We start from the raw sequence: 22,067 nt of genomic DNA on the forward strand, positions 1-22,067 counted from the left end.
CGGCGATGAACCCTGTGGGAGCGAGCCTGCTCGCGATAGCGGTGTGTCAGGCGACTTAATGTTGACTATCAGTCCGCTATCGCGAGCAGGCTCGCTCCCACAGGATCAGTGTTCACAGCGTCTAACTTCGCGCAGCACGCCACGCCTCGATCAACTCCACAAACCTACCCTGCACCTGCCGGATCAACGTTTCATCGTCGACTTCCCCGGCCAGCCAGGCACGACTCGGTTCCTGGAAGATCGTCCGTCCGACGGCAAATCCACGGCAGGTTGTGCTCTGGCTGGCCTGGCGGAAACCCTCGGCCAGCACGGCGGCCGGGGCGTTGAGGCCCAGCAGTACCACACCTCGGCAATAGGGATCACGCTGTTGAATCAGCTCATCAAGTTGCTTCCATTCGTCTGCCGTCTGGGCTTCGATTTTCCACCAGGCCGGGAAGATGCCCAGGTTGTAGAGGCGTTTGAGGGCGCGATACAGCACGTCCGGGTGCGGCGACGGATGATCCTTGGGTGGAATGACTTCCAGCAGCAGTTCATGGCCGCTGACCTGGGACGCCTGATACAGCGCCATGAGTTGCGCCTCCTGTTCCAGGCGCAGCAGCGGTTCGTCGTCGGGGTGAAATTGCACCAGGCACTTGATGATCTGTTCCTGTGGCCAGGCGATCAGGTTGCTGCCGATAGAGCGCCCATGTTCGAACGCCAGCGGCCGTGAACCCTGCACCTCCACTGGCCGGGCAACCCACCAGTCACGTCCAGTGGCGGCGTTCAGCGAGTCCTGGCCGAAACGTTGGTCGGCCAGCAGACCGACATCGGCCTCGATGCCCTGACGTTTCAGGTCGGCTTCGACCCGTTCCACGGCCTGGATGAACAGTTGCTTGAGTTCGCTGATAGCGCCCAGCTCACGCCCGCCTTTATGGGCCAGTTCCACCAGTTGCCAGCGATGATCGAAGGCAAAGATGAACAGTTGCTTCCACTGTTTGCGCGGCACACTGACCTGATGCAGACGTTGCAATGCCGCGTCTCGATCCGGCCGGGTAATCGGCACCGGGCTATTGAACAGATAGTCGAGTTCAGCCCGGGTCGGCATCGCTGGGGCACAGGCATGTCGCGACACCACCAGGCCACCGCAGGCATTGGCCAGCTGGCAGCAGCGTTCATCACTGGCGTCCTCCAGCCAACCGGCGAGAAAGCCCGACATGAACGCATCACCTGCGCCCAATACATTCAGGACCTCGACCCGTACACCAGGATAAATCGCGCCGTCTTCAAGCCGGGCCGGGATGGCGCCATGAATCACCGTGCAACCTTGCGGGCCGAGCTTGACCACCAAGGTCGCCGCCGTCAGCGAGCGCACGGTACGCAACGCGCTCAGCAGATCTTCGCTGCCGCCGGCGATCAGGAATTCTTCTTCGGTGCCGACGATCAGGTCGAAACGCGGCAGGATGCTTTGCACATGCTGGCTGACTTTCTGGTCGGCGACGAAACGGGTTTCCCCATCGGCCTTGCCCGCCAGGCCCCAGAGCACCGGGCGATAATCGATGTCCAAGACGCGTTTGACGTTGTGTCTCTCGGCGTAATCCAACGCCTGGGTGCTGGCCTTGTAGACACTTTCGGTAGAGAAATGCGTGCCGGTGATCAGCAGCGCCTTGCTGGAGGCAATGAACGTTTCATTGATGTCCACGGCGCGCAGCGCCATGTCGGCGCAGTTTTCCCGGTAGAACACCAGGGGAAAGGTTTCCCGGTCCTTGATACCCAGCAGGACCATGGCCGTCAGGCGTTCAGGGTCGACCTTGATGCCGCTGACGTCGCAGCCTTCGCGGGCCAGGGACTCCACCAGGAAACGGCCCATATGATCGTCCCCTACCCGGCTCAGCATCGCCGACCTGAGCCCTAACCGCGCGGTGCCGAAGGCGATGTTGGCCGACGAGCCACCCAGGTATTTGGCGAAGCTTGCGACATCTTCCAGGCGCGCTCCGACTTGCTGCGCGTAGAGGTCGACGCCCAGGCGTCCCAGGCAGATCACATCCAATTGACGCCCACTGGCAAAACGAGTCTGGCCCATGCTGGCTCCTGTTATTTTTATCAGCCCGCGCTTGCCACCGAAACCGGCGCCAACGCTCTTGGTGGATGCAGACTAAAACGAGCAGCGGCCAATAATCAATAATTATTCTATAAATTTTTTACGTGGAATATTTTTTCCAATACGCTATCACTGAAGCGCGCCAGACGCGGTGCATCGTTTCAGCAGGTGTCGCAACGTTGTCTGCTCATGATTTTCCCCGCGCCTACGCTGTAGACTGCGATCAGCCAACCTATTGTCGAGGGCAGGCCCTTTTCCCGGGCCGCCCTATAAGAACAAGCCAGAAGGATTTTCTATGACCCGCCCCGATCTGCCGGCGCCGTCCGAGAGCGCGTCCGAACCCGCCCTTTCAAGCCCACCGATCAATGCCGAGCGCCTGCTGCAACTGATTACCGACGAGTATGAAAGCCTGCCGCGACAGCTCAAACGCATCGCCAGCTACATGAGCCAGCAAAGCGACCGGATCATGGTCGATCGCATCAGCGACATTGCGCGCGAATGCGAAGTGCATCCCTCGGCCATCGTGCGGTTTTCCCAGCGCTTCGGCTTCAGCGGGTTCAGCGAAATGCAGGCCTTGTTTCGCGAGGCCTATACCCACAAGACCACGCCGGTGCAGAACTACCAGCAGCGCATCCGCAGCATGATCGCCAACAAGTCGCAGAAAGCCAGCGGCGGCGACCTGGCGCGCGAATGCGTCAACGCCACCCTCTCGGGCATCGAGCGTCTGGGCCTGGAGCTGGACGATCAAGCCTTCGACAAAGCCGTAGACCTGGTGGTCAACGCCGACAACATCTATGTGGTCGGCGTGCGACGCTCGTTCGCGGTGGCCGATTACCTGGTCTATAACCTGCAACACACCAACAAGCGCATCCATCTGGTGTCCGGCCTGGGGGGCAGTTATCGCGAGCAAATGCGCAGCGTGCGGGCCAACGACCTGGTGATCGCGATCAGCTTTACGCCCTACGGCAAGGAAACCCAGCACTGCCTGCGCATTGCCCAGCATCATCAGGCCAAGACGCTGATCATCACCGACAGCAACCTGTCGCCCCTGGCCAAACGGGCCAATGCGGTACTGTTGGTGAACGAAGGCAGCTCTTTCGCCTTCCGCTCGTTGAGTGCCACGTTGTGCCTGTGCCAGGCGTTGTTCATCGCCGTGGCTTACCGACTGGAACTCAAGGTCGATGAAATCCATGAACAGGTCGGGTTCGAGGATTAACCCCGCAAGATTCTTCTGAAGGAGACGTCATGAAACTGATCGGCATGCTGGACTCGCCCTACGTGCGACGCGTCGCCATTTCCGCCAAGTGCCTGGGGGTTGCCCTGGAACACGAGTCCGTTTCGGTGTTCAGGCATTTCGAACAGTTCCAGCGCATCAACCCGGTGGTCAAGGCACCGACCCTGGTGCTCAACGATGGCAACGTGCTGATGGATTCCACGTTGATCATCGACTACCTCGAAGCCTTGGCCGCGCCGGGCAAAAGCCTGATGCCGGTCGACAGTGGGCAACGGCTGCGCGCATTGCGCGTGATTGGCCTGGCCCTGGCGGCGTGCGAGAAGTCGGTGCAGATCTACTACGAACGCAACCTTCGGCCGACAGAAATCCAACACGCCCCCTGGGTCGAACGCGTGGAAGGCCAACTGGCGGCGGCCTATGACATGCTCGAACAGGAACTGGTGAAACAGCCCCTGACCACCGATGGCACCCTCGATCAGGCGGGCATCACCGTGGCAGTGGCCTGGAGCTTCACCAACCTGGTGGTGCCGGATCAGGTGCAGGGCAAGTCATTTCCGTCGATCAGCGCGTTTACCGCCTATGCCGAAGGGTTGGAGGCGTTTGTCAGCACGCCGATGGTATAGCGGACGAGCGCGGCTTGTGTGGGAGCGGGCTTGCTCGCGAAGACGGTGGCAGACTCAACATCATCGTCTCAGATAGACCGCTATCGCGAGCAGGCTCGCTCCCACAGTTGGTTCCTGAGTGACCATCGGATGAGGCCCCCCCAGATCTATGTGGGAGCGAGCCTGCTCGCGATAGCGGTGGGTCAATCAACATCAATGGCACTGATCCGACGCCATCGCGAGCAGGCTCGCTCCCACAGTTTGGGGCCGGGGGACTGCAAAATTTGTGTTCGGCACAAAGAGTTGCTTCAAGTCAGCTCCATTTCCTTTGGCTTTACCACCGGCGCCACCTCGAAGCGATCCGCCAGGAACGGCGTGATGTCCAGCGGCAAGGGCTCGTTGTTCACCAGTTTGTCCAGCAACACTCCGGTGATGGCGGAGGTCAGGATGCCGGTGCGAAAGTGCCCACAGGCATTTAGGTACCCTTCCACGCCGCGCATCGGGCCCAGGATGGGCAACTCATCAGGTGAGCCGGGGCGCAAACCGGCCCAGGTGCGTTTCAGGTTGATGTCGGCCAACTGCGGTATGCAGCGCATCGCGCCCTGCACCAGCCCCTCGATTTCCGGGTAGGTGGTGGTCACGTCGAAACCCTTGTCCTCGGTGGTACTGCCGATGAGGATCTCGCCGTTGTCCTTTTGCGCGACATAGCAGTCGCTGGTGGTCAGGCACCCGTTGAGGATCTTCGGCATGCGCTCGGTCAGCAGGATTTGCCCCTTGACCGGCTTGACCGGGATCCGCACACCGGTGGCCTGCTCGCTCAGGTCCGCCGCCCAGGCACCGGCGGCGTTGATCAGCGTCCGGCAGTTGAACGTCCCGGCTTCGGCGGTTCTCACCCCCGTTACCCGCGTCCCGTCTCGAAGTACCTGCGCCACGTTGGTGTTGAAGAACATATCGACGCCGTTCTGCCGGGCACCCTCGGTGTAGGCGTCGGCCAGCCGGAACGGGCTGACCTGATGGTCGCACAGAAACTCCAGCGCGCCCCGGGCCTCATGGCTGACATTCGGCTCGGCCTCGCGCAGGGCGGCCTGGTCGAGCCAGCGTACCTGATCGGCCAGGTGGGGAATGCAAGCGACGATGTGCTCGGCGTACAAACGGTCTTCGTCGTCGTAGATCACGAACTTGAGTCCGGTCTCCTCGAACTTGAAGTCCATGCCGTGATTGTCCATCAGCTCGCGGTGCAGTCGGGGATACATCGCGTTGGACTGCAAGGCGAAATCGAAGAACGACTGGGGCAGGATGTGCGGCGTGCTGGCATCAACCGCCACGGCGGCACCCTGGGCCTGGCGCTTGCGGTTGGCCGACATCATCCGAAAGAAAATCACCCCGCAGCCCAGGCCCACGGATTCACCGATGGCCCACAGGCCGCCGGCCGAAGCGCGGGTGGCGTTGCCGGGGCGCTTGGCGTCGATCAAGGCGATCTTCAAATGCTTGCGTTTGGACAGTTGATAGGCACAGGACGCACCGATCACGCCCCCGCCGACGATAACGACATCATAGTGCTTGAGGTCTGAATGCTCAGTCATGCCGGAGGGCCTCCGTGCCGACGCTCTGAAAGGCTGAAAAGGGAATCGGGTCGATGGGGAAACGCGGCCGCAGCCAGCCAACGTCGGCACGCCCGGTGGCCTGGCGCAGGCGATCACTGCAATAGCCCACGCACATCCGTCCCTGACAGTCACCCATGCTCACGCGGGTGCGCATTTTCAGGCTGGCCATGTCTTGCACACCCTGCTCCAGGGCGCGGTCGATGTCGGCGCGGGTCGCGTGTTCGCAGCGACAAATGACCGTGTCGGCGGTCGGCAACGCGGTTTGTCCGGCGCCGCGTTGCGTGTAGCGGTCCACGGCGGCGCGAAAGCGAATGATCCGCTCCAGTTGCGCCCTATACCGGTCGCGGTACTCCAGGGCAGTGGACGAGTCCAGCAGGTCGGCCTGCATCAGGATCGACAGTGCGGCGATGCGCCCGCTCAACATGGCGGCTTCACCACCGCGAATCCCGCCCACGTCGCCGGCCAGGTGAATGTGCGCCTCGCTGCTTTGTTGCCAGGCATCGGACACCGCCCGCAAATAACCGTCATCGCTGAAGCCATGCTCCAGGCCCATCTGCTGGCTCAATTGGGTGCGCGGGATGAAACCATAGCCGACCGCCAGCGTCTGGGCCGGGACCTGTTCGGCTCGTTCGAGGTCGGGCTCCCAGGTACTGGAATACGGTGCGACGGTGACGATGTCCAGCTCGCCCTCGCCGTTGGCCTGCACCACTCCCCAGCCATAACGCACGGGGATGCGATGCAGTTTGAGATAAGCCAGCATGCTCAGGCCGTCGAGGAACAATTGTGGTTTGTTCAGCAATGCCAGGCTTTCCCTGGCGATCTTGCCGAAGGCACAAGCCTCATAGACGCCCGCCACGGCCACGCCCGAAGCGTGAAGTTGACAGGCCACCAGCGGCAGCAACGGGCCTGTACCGGCGATCACCACCGGCCCCGGCGGCTTGACCGCTCCGCTCTTGATCTGCAATTGCAGACCACCGAGCAGCATCACCCCCGGCAGTGTCCAGCCAGGGAACGGCACGCTGCGCTCGTGACAACCGGCCGCCAGCACCAGGTGGGAATAGCTGACCTCGCGCAGTTGTTCATCGGCGTTCAGCAGCATCAGCGCCTTGAACCCTTCGGCGCCGATGACGCGGTGGTTGAGTTGCACATCGATCAGCCCGGCGTAGCGCTGGAACTCACCGTGGAGTTTGTTCAGGGCTTCGCTGTAGCGCGGCCCGAGGTAATCCAGGCTCACCCCGTCGCGCAGCGGCCCGCGGTAGACCACGCCACCCAGGCGCGGCGCTTCTTCGAGCAGGGTGCAATGCACCCCGTGGGTGGCCAGCTCGATGGCCGCGGCCATACCCGCCGGCCCGCCGCCGACAATCACCGGATGGAGGTTCATGGTGCCTCCCTTTCGGCGATGCGATTGGCCCGGGTTTCGATTTGCATGCCGGGACGCACTTGGGTCTGGCAGGCGCGGCGCTTGTGGCGGCCGTCGATCTTGACCAGGCAACATTGGCACACGCCCATGCCACAGTATGCGCCACTGAGTTGGTCGTGATCGTTGCGTGCTACCTGGCGCTGGCCCAGGGCCTGAATGACGCTGAGGACGGTTTCACCTTGGGCCGCGCTGACGGACTGCCCGTCCAGGTGCACCGTCATGTCGGCTTGCCGCAGCGGCTGGATATCAAATTTTCGGCGTAGAAGGTCTTGAGGTTGCATCATGTTGCTCTTCCTTGAAGGTTCAGTGAGGTCTCGGCTCCTTGCGGCACACCATCACCGGTTCGTGTCAGTGCCCATCAGCGACAGCGCGCCAAAGCAGGGCAACGGACGCAGCATGATGGTGCGCACTAAATTTATGTTAGGGATTATTTGTGACCAAGTGTTGATCCAGGCCAGTGAATACCGCTGTCGGCGTCCATGAACATTTTTTCAGAAAGCCGACAGGTATTTTTTGGCAGAATGCTGCGCAATGGCTTCAATTTCTCACCCGGTACCGCCCATGAACCGCATTTTGACCATCGAAGACGACGCCGTGACCGCCCGTGAAATCGTCGCCGAACTGACCCGCAATGGCCTGGATGTCGACTGGGTCGACAACGGCCGCGAGGGCCTGGAACGGGCGGTGAGCGGCGATTACGACCTGATCACCCTGGACCGCATGCTGCCCGAACTCGACGGGCTGGTGATCGTGACGACGTTGCGCACCATGGGCGTGGCCACGCCGATCCTGATGATCAGCGCCCTCTCCGATGTGGACGAGCGGGTGCGCGGCCTGCGGGCCGGTGGCGACGATTATCTGACCAAGCCGTTCGCCACCGACGAAATGGCCGCCCGGGTCGAAGTCCTGCTACGACGCAACAACGGTGCCCGCGAGCCGGAAACCGCACTGCGGGTGGCCGACCTGGAACTCAACCTGATCAGCCGCGAAGCCAGCCGCAACGGGCAACTGCTCAGCCTGCTGCCCACCGAATACAAGCTGCTGGAGTTCCTGATGCGCAACAGCGGCCAGATCCTCTCGCGCATGATGATTTTCGAAGAGGTCTGGGGCTATCACTTCGATCCCGGCACCAACCTGATCGACGTCCATATCGGCCGCCTGCGCAAGAAAATCGATCCGCCGGGCCTGGAACCGCTGATTCGCACGGTACGAGGTTCCGGCTATGTCATTGCTGAACCCCGCTAAGGGCTGGCGCTCCTCCAGCAGTCGCCTGCTGGCGCTGTACAGTTCGCTGTTCGTGCTCTGGAGCGCGGTCCTGATGGGGGTGATGTATTACGAAGTGTTCGGTTACCTCGACAGCCTTGCCAAGCACTCCCTGATGCAGCGTCAGCACCTGTTCGCACGTATTCATGGCGATCAGTTGGAAGATGCTCTCATGGCCAGCCTGACCCTGGATGAACGCGGCGTCGACGCCTACGGCCTGTTCGATCCGCAATTGCGCCACTTGAGCGGACCGATCCGGCACGTCCCCCCCGATCTGCCGCTGGACGGCAATATTCATATGCTCGGCGGCTGCGTCGATTCCAGGGATCCAGGTATTCCTTCCGACAGTTGCGACGCGGTGGCGACCAGGACCCAGGACGGCCGCTGGTTGGTCCTGGCGCGGGACAACGGCTCGCTGTTCGCTGTCACGCGCATCATTCTGCACGCGTTGTTCTGGGGCGTGTCCCTGACCATTTTGCCGGGCATTGCCGGCTGGCATCTGTTGCGTCGGCGACCGTTGCAACGCATCCGCAAACTGCAGGCCAGTGCCGAGGCCATCGTGGCCGGTGACCTGACCCATCGCCTGCCGCTGTCGAGCCGTCGCGATGAGCTGGACATGCTGGCGGCAATCGTCAACGCCATGCTCGATCGTATCGAACGCTTGATGAACGAGGTCAAGGGCGTGTGCGACAACATTGCCCATGACCTGCGCACCCCGCTGACTCGCCTGCGCGCCCAGCTTTATCGCATCCAGCAGCAAGCCCCGGACGGCTCGTCCGAGGCGTTGCAGATGGATCAGGTGATTGCCGAGACTGACACCCTGATGGCGAGGTTTCGGGGCTTGTTGCGGATTTCCGAGCTGGAAGACCAGCAACGACGCTCAGGGTTCGTGCGCCTCGATCCGTTGCAGTTGTTGCAGGAACTGCACGATTTTTATCTACCGTTGGCCGAGGAGCGGGAACTGACCTTCACCCTCGAAGTGCCCGATGCCCTGCCCTTGCTCAACGGCGACCGGGCATTGCTGTTCGAGGCGGTGTCCAACCTGCTGAGCAACTCGATCAAATTCACCCCGCCGGGCGGTGAGGTGATCCTGCGTGGCGTTGATCAGGGCGACAGCAGCCGCATCGAAGTACTCGACTCCGGGCCCGGAATCCCCGAGGCGGAGCGCAAGGCTGTGTTTCGCCGCTTCTACCGCGCCGAGGGCAGCAGCCAGCAGAGCGGCTTTGGCCTGGGACTGTCGATCGTCGCGGCGATTGTCAACTTGCACGGGTTCACGCTGGAAGTGGGCAGCAGCGAGCAAGGCGGCGCTCGGTTGGCGCTCGATTGCCGGGCGACGCTGCTGTAGGTGGCGGCTACCAAGTTCAGCGGAAAAGTTCAGCGGATCATTCAGGCGGGGTCACTTCGATACAGCGGGGTGTTTTCAAGCTCATACCGCAACTCATCGATCAGCTTTGCCAGGCTTTCTTCCGAGCGGACGCTGTCGACGCTCATGCCGCTCACCACCAGATCCACCTCCCCGCTTTCGCGGTGATACAGGCGTACGGTAAGGGTTCCGTCGCCGTTGAGGCTGCATTCGCAGGCCAGTGGCTTGAAGCTTTCTTCGAGTCGGGCGCGCAGGGGGGCCAGTAGGGTCATCCGTTGCTCCTCAGCGCTGTAGCCGTGAGCGACCGGCGGGCAACTGCGGGCTCATAGGCCCGGCAAGCGTCCTGGCGATTGCACGATTGATTCGTTCACTGCTCATTGTGGCGTGTTCCTTGACTGTTTCGTGGGGGACGCGGCATTGCGCAGAGAATGCCGCACCCTCACAGCCTAAGGAGCCAACGGCGCGGGCAAAACCCGAATTTGCACCAGCACGCCCGGTGCATTTGCACTGGCCATCATGGTGCCTTCATTCGCCACTCGTTGGCGAACAGGCCGCGTTCGCGCGCCCAGACGATTGCCTCGCTGCGGCTGTGAACATCGAGTTTGGAGTACAGCGTCGCCACGTGATTGCGCACGGTATTGGGGGCCAGCTTCAAGCGCGCGGCGATTTCCTTGTCGGCCAGGCCCTGGCAGATCAGCCCCAGCACATCACGCTCCCGGGCTGTGAGCTCGGTAAATGAAGTGCTGGGCAACTGGGCGTTGATGCTCTTCACATTGGCCAGTTTTTCGATCAGGGTCCGACTGAACCAGGAGGCATCTTTCATCACCTCTTCGATGGCCGCCACCAGCTCCAGCTCCGAGCGTTTGCGTTCGGTGATGTTCATCAACACCAGCAAATAACACGGCTTGTCCTGAATGACGACAGTATCGGCTGCCATCTCGCAGTCGATCTGCTCCCCACCTTTTTTGTGAACCTTGACGTCGACGCTGGACACGGTTGCGGTTTTTTCCAGCGTGGCAAACAGTGCGGCGCAGGCATCCGGGTCGAGAAAGCCGATTTCCTCCACGGTTTTACCCAGCAGTTCTTCACTGGCGTAACCGCTGGTCTGGAGAAAGGCTTCGTTGATCTCCAGCAATTGCTGTTCGGCGCTGCACACCAGGGTTGGCACGGGCGTGAGACGGAAAGATTTGGCAAAGCGCTCTTCACTCTGGCGCAACGCCGTTTCGGCCTTGCGGCGCGGCTCCATGTCCATGAAGGAAAACAGCATGCAGTCTTCGTCATGCAGGTCATCCAGCGGCTGGCCCGCGACAATCACTTGCTTGCTGCCGCCCCCTGGCAGTTTCAACTCAGCCTGCATTTGCGGAATGGTCGCGCCCTGCCCCAGGCGCTCAATGGCCAAGTCACGTTTCTCGGCGGCCTCGAGCACGTCCAGCTCATACACCGAACGCCCGATCACCTGCTCGCGGCTGTAGCCGGTCATTTCCAGAAAGCCCTGGTTGACCTTGATATAGCGCAAGTCACTGAGGCGGCAGATTACCGCTGGCGCCGGGTTGGCCGCGAAGGTTCTCTCGAAACGCTGTTCGGCGCTGGCCCACTCGGTGGCATCGCTGAGAATCAGCACCAGCAATTCCGCCTGGCCGCTACGGTCGGTCAGCACCATGCTGCGAATCCGATGAACCCAGGTGCGGTCCGGATCGGCCTCGGGCGTGACCTCCACCAATACGTCGCTGAACTCATCGCCACGGGCGACCCGGGCAATGGGGTAGTTGTCCGCGGTCAGCGGGTGGTTGTTGCGATAACGCAAATTGAACCGCTGGGCGTATTCCTCGGCGTTGGCCCCCAGTTCCTTGAGGTCAGTGACCCCGTGCATGGTCAACGCCGCTTCGTTGGCCCAGGCAATGGTCTGATCGACTTCGATCAGCATCACCCCGTCAGACAGCCCGGCGATGATTTGCAGCAGTTGACGACGATTGGTATCGGTAGTCGGGACATCCTGGCTCATCGGGTCTCCATGTGGTCAGAGGAGCATGGAGATTACGACCATTCGCGGCGATGACACGTTCCCCTATAGGAACTGTCGAGTGCAACGAGGCTGCGATCTTTTAATCCTCAAGCTGCTTCAAGCCGCCATGCGTCCCTCGGCAATTGCCTGTGAGGCGGCGAGCATCGCTCGCAGCAGCACCGCACACCCGGCGGCCAGATCATCCGGGGCGGCGTTTTCGATTTCGTTGTGGCTGATGCCGCCTTCGCACGGCACGAAGATCATCCCGGCCGGCCCCAGTTCGGCGAGGAAGATCGCGTCGTGGCCTGCGCCGCTGACGATGTCCATATGGGACAGGCCCAGCCCTTGGGCAGCACCGCGCACAGCTTCGACACAACCCTTGTCGAAGTACAGTGGCGGAAAGTCAGCCGTAGGGGTCAGTTCATACGTCAGGCGGTGTTGCTGACAGGTGTCATCAATGACTTGCCTGACCTCGGCGATCATCGAATCCAGGCGTGCCGGCTCCAGGTGACGAAAATCCAGGGTCATGCGCACTTCGCCGGGGATGACATTGCGCGAACCGGGATAGGCTTGCAGGCAGCCAACCGTGCCGCAGGCATGGGGTTGATGGCCGAGAGCCGCGCGGTTGACGGCACCGACGATGATCGAAGCACCGACCAAAGCGTCCTTGCGCAGGTGCATCGGGGTCGGGCCGGCGTGGGCTTCGACGCCCCGCAAGGTCAGATCGAACCACTTCTGCCCCAGTGCCCCCATCACCACACCGATGGTCTTGCGTTCGTCCTCCAGGATCGGCCCCTGCTCGATATGCGCCTCGAAATACGCCCCCACCGGATGCCCGCTGACCGGGCGTGGCCCGGCGTAGCCGATGGCATTGAGTGCCTGGCCGACGGTAATGCCCTCGGCGTCGGTCTTGGCCAGGGTTTCTTCGAGGGTGAACTTCTCGGCGAATACGCCGGAACCCATCATGCACGGGGCGAAGCGCGAGCCTTCTTCGTTGGTCCAGACCACCACCTCCAGCGGTGCTTCGGTCTCTATTTTCAAGTCATTGAGGGTGCGCAGCACTTCCAGGCCGGACAGCACACCGAAGCATCCGTCGAACTTGCCACCGGTCGGCTGGGTGTCGATGTGGCTGCCGGTCATCACCGGTGGCAGGTTCGGATTGCGCCCCGGGCGACGGGCGAAAATATTGCCCACCGCGTCAATGCTGACGGTGCAGCCGGCTGCCTCGGTCCATTGCACGAACAAGTCCCGGGCCTGGCGGTCCAGATCGGTCAGGGCCAGCCTGCACACCCCACCCTTGACCGTGGCACCGAGCTGCGCCAAGTCCATGAGCGACTGCCACAAGCGGTCGCGGTTGATGTGCTGCTGGGTGGACTGTAGAACGTCGACGGCTGCGTTCATGGGGGATCTCCAGTTTTTTCAGGCATTTTCTCGTTGTACTTGAGGCCGCTATCGCGAGCAGGCTCGCTCCCACAGGGGATCTGCTGTGCACACAGGCTTGCATTCCCCCCAATCCAGTGTGGGAGCGAGCCTGCTCGCGATGAGGCCCTCCTTTACACCGCAGTTTTAGCGATGGACGGGCTAGCCCGCATACTGCACAACCCGTAATAAATCACCCCGCCCAGTGCCGAGCCGGTGAACCAGCCGTAGCTGTAGAACCAGCTGAATGCGTCGCTGCCCAGCGACAGCAGCGTCAGCACCACGGGCACGCCAAAGGCGATGAAGCCGTTCCAGTTCCAGGCCGGGTAGACGTCGTCGCGGTACAGCCCGGCCAGGTCCAGTTGTTGTTTCTTGATCAGGAAATAGTCCACCACCATGATTCCGGCAATCGGCCCCAGCAGGCTCGAATAGCCCAGCAGCCAGTTGGAATAGACCGACTCAAGGCTGACCTCGGAAACGATCAGACCGAGTTTCTTCAGCAGTTCGTGGGCCATCAGCGCCAGTCCTACCAGCCCGGTCAGCATCACCGCCTTGGTACGGCCGATCAGTTTTGGCGCCAGGTTCTGGAAGTCGTTGGTGGGTGAGACGATGTTGGCGGCGGTGTTGGTCGAGAGCGTGGCGATGATGATCAGCACCATGGCCAGGGCCACCCACAGCGGGCTCTGAATGTGTCCGATCAGGGTCACCGGGTCAGAGACGGTCACGCCCACCAGTTTCGCCGAGGCCGCCGTCATCACCACGCCGAGGGCGGCGAACAGGAACATGGTCAGCGGCAGGCCGATGATCTGCCCCACGATCTGGTCTTTCTGGCTCTTGGCATAACGACTGAAGTCAGGAATGTTCAGCGACAGCGTGGCCCAGAAACCCACCATCGCTGTGAGCCCTGCCAGGAAATAACTGGTCACGCCGGCACCTTCGGGCCGTTTGGCCGGCTGCGCCATCAGCTCGGTCAGGGAGACGTTGGGCAACGCCCACATCAGCAGGCCGACCCCCACCAGCACCAGCAGCGGCGCGGACAGGGTTTCCAGCCATTTGATCGACTCGGCACCGCGCAGCACCACCCACAGGTTCAGGACCCAGAACACCATGAAACCAATCACTTCGCCGGTGCCACCCAGGCTCTTCCAGCCCTCGAACACCGCGCCGAGAAACAGGTGAATCGCCAACCCACCGAACATCGTCTGGATTCCGAACCAGCCACACGCCACCAGTGCGCGGATCAGGCAGGGAACGTTGGAGCCGATGACGCCGAAGGACGAGCGCAACAGCACCGGGAACGGAATGCCGTATTTGGTCCCGGCAAAGGCGTTCAGGGTCAGGGGAATCAGCACGATGATGTTGGCGAACAGGATGGCCAGCAACGCTTCACCCACCGACAACCCGAAATAGGCCGTGAGCACGCCGCCCAGGGTGTAGGTCGGCACACAGATCGACATGCCGACCCATAACGCGGTGATGTGCCATTTATTCCAGGTTCGCTCATGCACCTGGGTTGGCGCGATGTCATGGTTGTAACGAGGGCTGTCGAGAACGTCGCTGCCGGCTTCAAGCTCGAATAACCCGTCGCGCTCGGTCACTGTTGATCTGGTCATGTCCGCTCCACTGTTTTCATTATTTTTGCTCATCGACTGGCGATGGCCGGAGTACTTGCATGTAAAGCGCGCGTTCTACCGGCGGCCCTGCCTGGCAGCGACAGCACTCAATAACTGTGCCGATTGCCTCGCCGGGTTGACCGGTTGAACGATATAACAACGACAACTTTATGATATTTAACGCTTTAATTTAATTTCATTGTCCGCTCGCACTGCGCGCCAGTGCCCTTGAGGCTAGATGACCTGCACGTTCTGTCGAGCCCGAGATTCAAAGTGGTGCACCCCACAATATTGCGAAGCGTCTAAACCGCACTTTAACGCCTTTCAAGCTGCTGATTTAGCATGATAAATCTCGCTCAAATAATGATCCTGTCAAGTGCGTCAAAATGGTGAGGCGGCTCACCATTTTGGTGATTTATAGATTAAATTGATATTTTTCAATTGGTTATACATTCAAACAACCCATTAAAAATAATCTTGCCGATTCGTAAAACTCCAGCTAGCTTCTAATCCTGACAGCCGTGACAGGATTAGAACTCTGCACGACTTCATCACTTCCCCATCATGATCTATACAACATAAAGAACCGGCATCAGTCGGTCATGCCTGCGAGGAACTCGGAATGTCTTTGTTGATCCGTGGCGCCACCGTAATAACCCATGACGAACGCTATTGCGCCGATGTGCTATGTGCCGAGGGCGTGATCAAGGCCATTGGTGAAAACCTGGATGTGCCCGCCGATGTCGAGGTACTCGATGGCAGCGGCCAATACCTGATGCCGGGCGGCATCGACCCGCATACCCATATGCAGTTGCCGTTCATGGGCACCGTCGCCAGCGAAGATTTTTTCAGTGGCACGGCAGCAGGCCTGGCGGGAGGCACGACCTCGATCATCGACTTTGTCATTCCCAATCCCCAGCAATCGCTGATGGAAGCCTTCCACCAGTGGCGCGGCTGGGCGGAAAAAAGCGCCAGTGATTACGGTTTTCACGTGGCGATCACCTGGTGGAGTGAACAGGTTCGTGAAGAGATGGCCGAGCTCGTCAGCCATCACGGGGTGAACAGCTTCAAGCACTTCATGGCCTACAAGAACGCGATCATGGCGGCCGACGACACCTTGGTGGCAAGCTTCGAGCGCTGCCTGGAACTGGGCGCCGTGCCCACGGTGCATGCCGAGAACGGCGAGCTGGTTGATCACCTGCAGCGCAAGTTGCTGGCCCAGGGCATTACCGGCCCCGAAGCCCATCCGCTGTCGCGGCCCTCGCAAGTGGAAGGTGAAGCCGCGAGTCGGGCCATCCGTATTGCCCAGACCCTGGGCACGCCGCTGTACCTGGTGCATGTGTCGACCAAGGAAGCCCTGGATGAAATCACCTATGCCCGCAGCCAGGGTCAGCCGGTCTACGGTGAAGTACTGGCCGGGCATCTGCTGCTCGACGATAGCGTTTATCGCCACCCCGACTGGCAGACCGCCGCCGGTTACGTGATGAGCCCGCCCTTCCGCCCTCGCGGGCATCAGGAAGCGCTCTGGCATGGCTTGCAATCAGGCAACCTGCACACCACCGCCACCGACCATTGCTGTTTCTGCGCCGAACAGAAAGCCGCCGGCCGCGAAGACTTCAGCAAGATTCCCAACGGCACCGCTGGTATCGAAGACCGTATGGCGGTGCTGTGGGATGAAGGGGTCAACAGCGGCAAATTGTCGATGCATGATTTCGTCGCCCTCACCTCCACCAACACGGCGAAGATCTTCAACCTTTACCCGCGCAAAGGCGCCATTCGCGTCGGCGCCGACGCCGACCTGGTGCTCTGGGACCCGCAAGGCAGCCGCACGATTTCGGCCAAGACCCACCATCAACAGGTGGACTTCAACATCTTCGAAGGCAAAACCGTGCGCGGCGTGCCCAGCCACACCATCAGCCAGGGCCGGCTGGTCTGGGTCGATGGCGACCTGCGGGCCGAACGCGGAGCGGGACGCTACATCGAACGACCGGCTTACCCGGCGGTGTTCGATTTGTTGAGCAAGCGGGCGGAGTTGCACCGGCCGGTTGCAGTGAAACGCTGATAGCGGCCTACGGCCTATCGCGAGCAGGCTCGCTCCCACACTGGATTTTGAATGGATACAAAATCTGTGTGCACCGCAGATCCCTGTGGGAGCGAGCCTGCTCGCGATGAGGCCAGTCCGGACACAAAAAACACTGCCCACCAGAGGCAGCACCTCAAACACCGTGAGGCCAATTCCATGATCCAGCCCTTGAGTCACCTCCCCCATTCCCAGGAAGACCCGACCACCCTGGCCGCGCGTTTCAGCGACCTGGCGCCGCCGCTCAACCCACGACAGGCGCACCTGGAAGCATCCCGTTGCCTGTACTGCTACGACGCGCCGTGCGTGAACGCCTGTCCGAGCGAGATCGACATCCCTTCGTTCATCCGCAACATCCATCAGGACAACGTTCAGGGCGCGGCGCAGAAGATTCTCTCGGCCAATATCCTCGGCGGCAGTTGTGCCCGGGTCTGCCCCACGGAGATCCTTTGTCAGCAAGCCTGCGTGCGCAACAACGCTCAAGAGTGCGCGCCGGTACTGATCGGCCTGTTGCAACGCTACGCCGTGGACAACGCCCACTTCAGCGAGCACCCGTTCAAACGTGCCGCCGCCACCGGCAAGCGCATTGCCGTGGTCGGCGCGGGTCCTGCGGGGTTGTCCTGCGCTCACCGCAGTGCGATGCACGGCCACGATGTGGTGGTGTTCGAAGCCCGGGAAAAGGCCGGCGGCCTCAACGAATACGGAATCGCCAAATACAAGCTGGTGGACGATTATGCCCAGCGCGAACTGGACTTTCTGCTGGGCATCGGCGGCATCGAAATCCGCCATGGGCAAAAGCTGGGCGAGAACCTCAGCTTGAGCGACTTGCATCAGCAATTCGACGCTGTGTTCCTCGGCCTCGGCCTGGCCGCCAGCAAACAACTGGGCCTGAGCGATGAACAGGCGCCGGGGCTGCTGGCCGCCACCGAGTACATCCGCGAACTGCGCCAGGCTAACGACCTTAGCCAGTTGCCGCTGGCCGACCGCTGCATCGTCCTCGGTGCCGGCAACACCGCCATCGACATGGCCGTGCAGATGGCCCGTCTCGGTGCTCGGGACGTCAGCCTGGTGTACCGGCGCGGCCTTGAGGACATGGGCGCCACCGTCCATGAGCAAGACATCGCCAAGGCCAATCAGGTGCGTCTGCTGACCTGGGCCCAACCGCAACAAGTGCTGCTGGACGAGGCCGGGAATGTGCGGGGCATGCGTTTCTCCCGCACCCACCTGGAGAACGGTCGGTTGGTCACCGGCGCCGACACCTTCGACCTGCCCGCTGACGGGATTTTCAAAGCCATTGGCCAGGCCTTCGATGACCACGCGCTGGCGGACCCGCTGGCCCGTGAACTCAAACGCCAGGATGGACGGATCCTGGTAGACGAGCATTTGCGCACCAGCATCGCCGGCGTGTATGCCGGCGGTGACTGCACCAGCCTGGACCAGGACCTGACGGTGCAGGCCGTGCAGCACGGCAAGCTTGCCGCCGAGGCGATCAACGCTCAACTCATGCTCAACGTGGAGGCTGCGTAAATGGCCGATCTGTCGATTGTCTTCGCCGGCATCAAAGCCCCCAATCCGTTCTGGCTGGCCTCCGCGCCGCCGACCGACAAGGCCTACAACGTGGTACGTGCCTTCGAGGCCGGTTGGGGTGGCGTGGTCTGGAAAACCCTTGGAGAGGATCCGGCGGCCGTGAACGTGTCGTCGCGTTACTCGGCCCACTTCGGCGCCAATCGCGAGGTGCTGGGCATCAATAATATTGAGCTGATCACCGACCGTTCGCTGGAGATCAACCTGCGGGAAATCACCCAGGTGAAAAAGGACTGGCCGGACCGGGCGCTGATCGTGTCGTTGATGGTGCCGTGCGTGGAAGAATCCTGGAAACGCATCCTGCCCCTGGTTGAAGCCACGGGTGCCGACGGTATCGAGCTGAACTTCGGCTGCCCCCACGGCATGCCCGAGCGGGGCATGGGCGCGGCCGTCGGCCAGGTGCCGGAGTACGTCGAGCAAGTCACGCGCTGGTGCAAGACCTATTGCTCGCTGCCAGTGATCGTCAAGCTGACGCCGAACATCACCGACATCCGCGTCGCTGCCCGGGCGGCCCATCGGGGCGGCGCCGATGCAGTGTCGTTGATCAACACCATCAACTCCATCACCAGCGTCGACCTGGACCGCATGGTCGCCCTGCCCATCGTCGGCAGTCAGAGCACCCACGGCGGCTACTGCGGCTCGGCGGTCAAGCCGATCGCGCTGAACATGGTCGCGGAAATCGCCCGCGACCCGCAGACCCAGGGCTTGCCGATTTGCGGCATCGGTGGCATCGGCAGTTGGCGCGACGCGGCGGAATTCATCGCCCTGGGCAGTGGCGCCGTGCAAGTGTGCACGGCGGCGATGCTCCACGGTTTTCGTATTGTCGAAGAGATGAAGGACGGTCTGTCACGCTGGATGGACGATCACGGCCACGCCAACCTGCAGGCATTTTCCGGTCGCGCGGTGGGCAACACCACCGACTGGAAGTACCTGGACATCAACTATCAAGTCATCGCGAAGATCGACCAAGCGGCCTGCATCGGCTGCGGTCGCTGCCACATCGCCTGTGAAGACACGTCCCACCAGGCCATCGCCAGCCTCAAGCAAGCGGACGGGACGCACAAATATGAAGTGATCGATGAAGAGTGCGTGGGCTGCAACCTCTGCCAGATCACCTGCCCGGTGCAGGACTGCATCGAGATGGTGACGGTGGAAACGGGCAAGCCGTTCCTGGATTGGAACCATGATCCGCGTAATCCCTACCATGTAGCGGTTTGAAATTTGCGGTGTCTGGCCGGGCGCCATCGCGAGCAAGCTCGCTCCCACAGAGGATCGTGTCGTTCACAGATGTTGTGTACGCCAGAGATCCAGTGTGGGAGCGAGCTTGCTCGCGATAGGGCCATCAGCCCCAACATACCTCTCAAGGCTCCAACCCGATCCCCCGCAAGATCACACTGGTCACCGTCTGCACTGCCCGCTCAAACTGCATGTCGGACAGTGGCTGGTGATCATTGAGGATGTTGATCTGGTGATCGAAGTCGGCGTAGTGCTGGGTCGAGGCCCAGATCATGTAGAGCAGGCTTGACGGCTCCACGGGGAGGATGCGTTTGTCCTCCACCCACTGGCGGATTTTTGCCTCTTTCATCTTGGCCCAGTCATAGAGGCTGGCATCCAGCGCCTGGCCCAGGGTCGGGGCGCCGTGGATGATTTCGTTGGCCCAGACCTTCGAGCCGTAGGGCCGGCTACGGGAGTGGTTCATCTTGGCGCGGATGTAACTGCTGAGCACCACCCGCGGGTCATCGAACATCTCGAAGCATAAGGCATCCTGCTTCCAGACCTCCAGCAGATCGAACAGCACGGCGCTGTACAGCTCGCTCTTGGTGCTGAAGTAATAATGCAGGTTGGATCGGGGCAGTTGCACCTCGGCGGCGATGTCGGCCATGGCGGTGCCGCCGAAGCCCTTTTCGGCAAAGACCTTTTCGGCGGCCAGCAGGATTTTCTCGACGTTACTGCGACGAATCTCGATCTTGTGATTGCCCATGAGGGCTCCCTGACGACAGCGTTGGTCAAGACTAGCATTCACCCACTTCTGAAAACACCGGCGCTGCTTGTGGGAAAGCTTCTGTGGCGAGAGAGCTTGCTCCTGCTCGGCTGCGCAGCAGTCGTAAAACCGGCTGGCGCGGTATCCCTGGAAAACCGCGCCAGTTCATTTTGGGGCTGCTGCGCAGCCCAGCGGGAGCAAGCTCCCTGGCCACAAAAGCAGGTTCGGGTTGGCCTCTGGGGGTGTTCTTCAAAGGCCAGTTTCAAGGGGTGAGTCAGCTAGTGCGCTTCGACGTTATCCAGCACCCGGTTCGCCAGCAATCCGCTCAATTCGATCAATTGCTGGATGCCCAGGGCGATGTGGCGCCTGGGACCTTCCAGGTCGAAGGCCAAGTCACTGACCATGGCATTGGCCGAGGCCAGGTTTTCGCTGAGGTTGGCGAGCAGGGTTTCGGTGTCGACGCCATTGGCGACGGTGAACAGTTGGCCGGGATCGGCCTCGGATTTGCTGGGTTTGGGCTTGAGGTAGTGGTCGAGGATGCGGTCGGCGGCTTTGTCGAACGCCTTGGAATTGGATGGATCTGTACCGGGTGGGTTGGGGGTTACTTTGAACATAGGTGAATCTCCAAATCGAAAAATGGAGCCATCACTCTCGCTACCAAACGAAGGGTGGCGGCCATACGCGGGTTGGTAGACCGGTGACTTGGAGAACCGGCGCGTCCGAAAACGCCCTGCGCATGACCGCCATAAAACAGATACCAAAACGGACTGTATGACAGGGGCTATGCGTCAAGTCAAAAGCCGGGCTACCAAACCCGATCACTGATTCAATCAGCGACCCGGAAACGATAGAGCCCTGCCCCCCAGACGCACAAGCCGGCGGATTCTGGCGCAGTTGTAGGCAACGGCGCAAGACAACGTAGCCCGACCCCGAACGATCCTACATCTGGATAAACACAAACCCGTTTGGACCCGGCATAGGGTTAAACAACACACCCTTGTGGCGAGGGGATTTATCCCCTCGCCACAAGGGACTTCACCGTCCGTTGGATCGTGCGCATTCGACTAATGTCTTAGACCAGTCATCGCACAACCAAGCACCCTCCCCGCTACTCTCAAACCACGCTTCGACACGGCGCCACGGCCTGCAATCTTGCCCTCGGCCAGCGCCAGCCATTGAAACGTCTCATTTTGAGCACACCCGAGTTGGACAATTCCGATAATGGCCAGTTGACAACGAGGAGCAGCTTCCAAATAATCCACCTCATGTTGTACGACGACGTATGACAAATAAAAACAACAAAAAAGTAGGGAGCGTCATAGTGAGCACACGTGTCCGTTTTTCGCCCAACCCCCGTCAAAACCGCCGTACCTTTCTCAACGCCAGCCCCGCCCTGGTCCTTCTCGGTTGCAGCAGCCTTGCCGCGTTCCTGCCAATGACCGCCAGCGCCGAAGGCTTCGTCGATGACGCCAAGGTCAATCTCAACCTGCGCAACTTCTACATCAACCGCAACTTCACCAACCCGGCTAACGCCCAAGGCAAAGCCGAGGAATGGACCCAGAGTTTCATTCTCGACGCCAAGTCCGGCTTCACCCAGGGCACAGTCGGTTTCGGTGTAGACGTGCTGGGCATGTACTCGCTCAAGCTCGACGGTGGTCGCGGCACTGCCAATACCGCCTTGTTGCCGGTGCATGACGATGGCCGTCCGGCCGATGACTTCGGTCGCCTGGGTGTCGCACTCAAGGCCAAGGTGTCGAAAACTGAGCTGAAAGTGGGCGAATGGATGCCGGTGCTGCCAATCCTGCGCTCTGACGATGGCCGCTCT

General features: G+C 61.1%; 18 protein-coding genes. 8 read left to right on the forward strand and 10 right to left on the reverse strand.

The window, feature by feature from the left end:
- Nucleotides 1-121: 121 nt before the first annotated feature.
- The gene (gene iolC / locus PSEUDOMOFG3G_RS15590; RefSeq protein ID WP_139050521.1) at nt 122-2,059 is read right to left on the reverse strand and encodes a 5-dehydro-2-deoxygluconokinase; all 1,938 of its coding nucleotides are present in this window, start codon (nt 2,057-2,059) and stop codon (nt 122-124) included.
- A gap of 313 nt (nt 2,060-2,372) precedes the next feature.
- Between iolC and PSEUDOMOFG3G_RS15595 the strand changes: the two genes are divergently transcribed.
- Both PSEUDOMOFG3G_RS15595 and PSEUDOMOFG3G_RS15600 read left to right on the forward strand, forming a co-directional pair.
- Nucleotides 2,373-3,293 (forward strand): MurR/RpiR family transcriptional regulator, encoded by a 921-nt coding sequence (locus PSEUDOMOFG3G_RS15595; protein WP_047230196.1) that lies wholly within the window; start codon nt 2,373-2,375, stop codon nt 3,291-3,293.
- 29 nt (nt 3,294-3,322) lie between these two features.
- Entirely contained in the window at nt 3,323-3,934 is a 612-nt protein-coding gene (locus tag PSEUDOMOFG3G_RS15600; protein WP_139050522.1) for a glutathione S-transferase, read from the forward strand.
- A 287-nt stretch (nt 3,935-4,221) separates the two neighbouring features.
- On the opposite strand, the gene hcnC is transcribed toward PSEUDOMOFG3G_RS15600, so the two are convergent.
- From hcnC to hcnA, 3 genes are read right to left on the reverse strand one after another with little or no spacing between them, the layout of a single operon-like run.
- Complete coding sequence (gene hcnC, locus PSEUDOMOFG3G_RS15605) at nt 4,222-5,496, reverse strand: cyanide-forming glycine dehydrogenase subunit HcnC (RefSeq protein WP_139050523.1); 1,275 nt, start codon at nt 5,494-5,496, stop codon at nt 4,222-4,224.
- Complete coding sequence (gene hcnB / locus PSEUDOMOFG3G_RS15610; RefSeq protein WP_139050524.1) at nt 5,489-6,898, reverse strand: cyanide-forming glycine dehydrogenase subunit HcnB; 1,410 nt, start codon at nt 6,896-6,898, stop codon at nt 5,489-5,491. Before hcnB ends, hcnC begins: the two co-directional genes overlap by 8 nt.
- A complete protein-coding gene (gene hcnA, locus PSEUDOMOFG3G_RS15615; protein WP_047230214.1) occupies nt 6,895-7,218 on the reverse strand; it encodes a cyanide-forming glycine dehydrogenase subunit HcnA in 324 nt (107 codons plus the stop codon). The genes hcnB and hcnA overlap by 4 nt, the downstream gene beginning before the upstream one ends.
- A 280-nt stretch (nt 7,219-7,498) precedes the next feature.
- On the opposite strand from hcnA, the gene PSEUDOMOFG3G_RS15620 reads away from it, so the two are divergent.
- Entirely contained in the window at nt 7,499-8,182 is a 684-nt protein-coding gene (locus tag PSEUDOMOFG3G_RS15620) for a response regulator transcription factor (protein WP_047230191.1), read from the forward strand.
- Complete coding sequence (locus PSEUDOMOFG3G_RS15625) at nt 8,160-9,545, forward strand: HAMP domain-containing sensor histidine kinase (protein ID WP_139050525.1); 1,386 nt, start codon at nt 8,160-8,162, stop codon at nt 9,543-9,545. The genes PSEUDOMOFG3G_RS15620 and PSEUDOMOFG3G_RS15625 overlap by 23 nt, the downstream gene beginning before the upstream one ends.
- 41 nt (nt 9,546-9,586) lie before the next feature.
- Here the strand turns inward: PSEUDOMOFG3G_RS15625 and PSEUDOMOFG3G_RS15630 are convergent, their stop codons facing one another.
- The 4 genes from PSEUDOMOFG3G_RS15630 to PSEUDOMOFG3G_RS15645 all read right to left on the reverse strand — a co-directional run bounded on the left by PSEUDOMOFG3G_RS15630 (nt 9,587) and on the right by PSEUDOMOFG3G_RS15645 (nt 14,597).
- The gene (locus tag PSEUDOMOFG3G_RS15630) at nt 9,587-9,835 is read right to left on the reverse strand and encodes a DUF1652 domain-containing protein (protein ID WP_047230189.1); all 249 of its coding nucleotides are present in this window, start codon (nt 9,833-9,835) and stop codon (nt 9,587-9,589) included.
- Between the two features lie 242 nt (nt 9,836-10,077).
- Nucleotides 10,078-11,565, reverse strand: a complete 1,488-nt coding sequence (locus tag PSEUDOMOFG3G_RS15635; protein WP_139050526.1) for a helix-turn-helix transcriptional regulator — start codon at nt 11,563-11,565, stop codon at nt 10,078-10,080.
- A gap of 117 nt (nt 11,566-11,682) precedes the next feature.
- Entirely contained in the window at nt 11,683-12,966 is a 1,284-nt protein-coding gene (locus PSEUDOMOFG3G_RS15640) for a Zn-dependent hydrolase (RefSeq protein WP_139050527.1), read from the reverse strand.
- A gap of 152 nt (nt 12,967-13,118) precedes the next feature.
- Nucleotides 13,119-14,597 (reverse strand): NCS1 family nucleobase:cation symporter-1, encoded by a 1,479-nt coding sequence (locus PSEUDOMOFG3G_RS15645; protein WP_139050528.1) that lies wholly within the window; start codon nt 14,595-14,597, stop codon nt 13,119-13,121.
- Nucleotides 14,598-15,219: 622 nt separating this feature from the next.
- Between PSEUDOMOFG3G_RS15645 and hydA the strand changes: the two genes are divergently transcribed.
- From hydA to preA, 3 genes are all read left to right on the forward strand, one after another.
- Entirely contained in the window at nt 15,220-16,659 is a 1,440-nt protein-coding gene (gene hydA / locus PSEUDOMOFG3G_RS15650) for a dihydropyrimidinase (RefSeq protein WP_139050529.1), read from the forward strand.
- A gap of 177 nt (nt 16,660-16,836) precedes the next feature.
- A complete protein-coding gene (locus PSEUDOMOFG3G_RS15655) occupies nt 16,837-18,204 on the forward strand; it encodes an NAD(P)-dependent oxidoreductase (protein WP_139050530.1) in 1,368 nt (455 codons plus the stop codon).
- Nucleotides 18,205-19,479 (forward strand): NAD-dependent dihydropyrimidine dehydrogenase subunit PreA, encoded by a 1,275-nt coding sequence (gene preA, locus PSEUDOMOFG3G_RS15660; RefSeq protein ID WP_047230183.1) that lies wholly within the window; start codon nt 18,205-18,207, stop codon nt 19,477-19,479. It begins immediately after the preceding gene.
- A 142-nt stretch (nt 19,480-19,621) separates the two neighbouring features.
- Here preA and PSEUDOMOFG3G_RS15665 read toward each other — a convergent pair whose 3' ends face one another.
- Complete coding sequence (locus tag PSEUDOMOFG3G_RS15665) at nt 19,622-20,242, reverse strand: TetR/AcrR family transcriptional regulator (protein ID WP_047230182.1); 621 nt, start codon at nt 20,240-20,242, stop codon at nt 19,622-19,624.
- A 278-nt stretch (nt 20,243-20,520) separates the two neighbouring features.
- Entirely contained in the window at nt 20,521-20,856 is a 336-nt protein-coding gene (locus PSEUDOMOFG3G_RS15670; protein WP_076385286.1) for a DUF6124 family protein, read from the reverse strand.
- A 707-nt stretch (nt 20,857-21,563) separates the two neighbouring features.
- Between PSEUDOMOFG3G_RS15670 and PSEUDOMOFG3G_RS15675 the strand changes: the two genes are divergently transcribed.
- Nucleotides 21,564-22,067: OprD family outer membrane porin (locus tag PSEUDOMOFG3G_RS15675; RefSeq protein WP_139050531.1), on the forward strand; the 504-nt coding region annotated here is incomplete at its 3' end.

Origin of the sequence: Pseudomonas sp. FG-3G (genome assembly GCF_901007645.1) — a bacterium.
GTDB lineage: Bacteria > Pseudomonadota > Gammaproteobacteria > Pseudomonadales > Pseudomonadaceae > Aquipseudomonas > Aquipseudomonas rhizophila.

Bases quoted from the DNA above. Each gene is read 5' to 3' on its own strand.
- PSEUDOMOFG3G_RS15665 (WP_047230182.1), bottom strand. From the start codon at position 20,242: ATGGGCAATCACAAGATCGAGATTCGTCGCAGTAACGTCGAGAAAATC.
- PSEUDOMOFG3G_RS15630 (WP_047230189.1), bottom strand. From the start codon at position 9,835: ATGACCCTACTGGCCCCCCTGCGCGCCCGACTCGAAGAAAGCTTCAAG.
- PSEUDOMOFG3G_RS15625 (WP_139050525.1), top strand. From the start codon at position 8,160: ATGTCATTGCTGAACCCCGCTAAGGGCTGGCGCTCCTCCAGCAGTCGC.
- PSEUDOMOFG3G_RS15645 (WP_139050528.1), bottom strand. From the start codon at position 14,597: ATGACCAGATCAACAGTGACCGAGCGCGACGGGTTATTCGAGCTTGAA.
- PSEUDOMOFG3G_RS15670 (WP_076385286.1), bottom strand. From the start codon at position 20,856: ATGTTCAAAGTAACCCCCAACCCACCCGGTACAGATCCATCCAATTCC.
- PSEUDOMOFG3G_RS15620 (WP_047230191.1), top strand. From the start codon at position 7,499: ATGAACCGCATTTTGACCATCGAAGACGACGCCGTGACCGCCCGTGAA.
- PSEUDOMOFG3G_RS15635 (WP_139050526.1), bottom strand. From the start codon at position 11,565: ATGAGCCAGGATGTCCCGACTACCGATACCAATCGTCGTCAACTGCTG.
- hydA (WP_139050529.1), top strand. From the start codon at position 15,220: ATGTCTTTGTTGATCCGTGGCGCCACCGTAATAACCCATGACGAACGC.
- PSEUDOMOFG3G_RS15655 (WP_139050530.1), top strand. From the start codon at position 16,837: ATGATCCAGCCCTTGAGTCACCTCCCCCATTCCCAGGAAGACCCGACC.
- PSEUDOMOFG3G_RS15600 (WP_139050522.1), top strand. From the start codon at position 3,323: ATGAAACTGATCGGCATGCTGGACTCGCCCTACGTGCGACGCGTCGCC.
- PSEUDOMOFG3G_RS15640 (WP_139050527.1), bottom strand. From the start codon at position 12,966: ATGAACGCAGCCGTCGACGTTCTACAGTCCACCCAGCAGCACATCAAC.
- hcnC (WP_139050523.1), bottom strand. From the start codon at position 5,496: ATGACTGAGCATTCAGACCTCAAGCACTATGATGTCGTTATCGTCGGC.
- preA (WP_047230183.1), top strand. From the start codon at position 18,205: ATGGCCGATCTGTCGATTGTCTTCGCCGGCATCAAAGCCCCCAATCCG.
- PSEUDOMOFG3G_RS15595 (WP_047230196.1), top strand. From the start codon at position 2,373: ATGACCCGCCCCGATCTGCCGGCGCCGTCCGAGAGCGCGTCCGAACCC.
- iolC (WP_139050521.1), bottom strand. From the start codon at position 2,059: ATGGGCCAGACTCGTTTTGCCAGTGGGCGTCAATTGGATGTGATCTGC.
- hcnA (WP_047230214.1), bottom strand. From the start codon at position 7,218: ATGCAACCTCAAGACCTTCTACGCCGAAAATTTGATATCCAGCCGCTG.
- hcnB (WP_139050524.1), bottom strand. From the start codon at position 6,898: ATGAACCTCCATCCGGTGATTGTCGGCGGCGGGCCGGCGGGTATGGCC.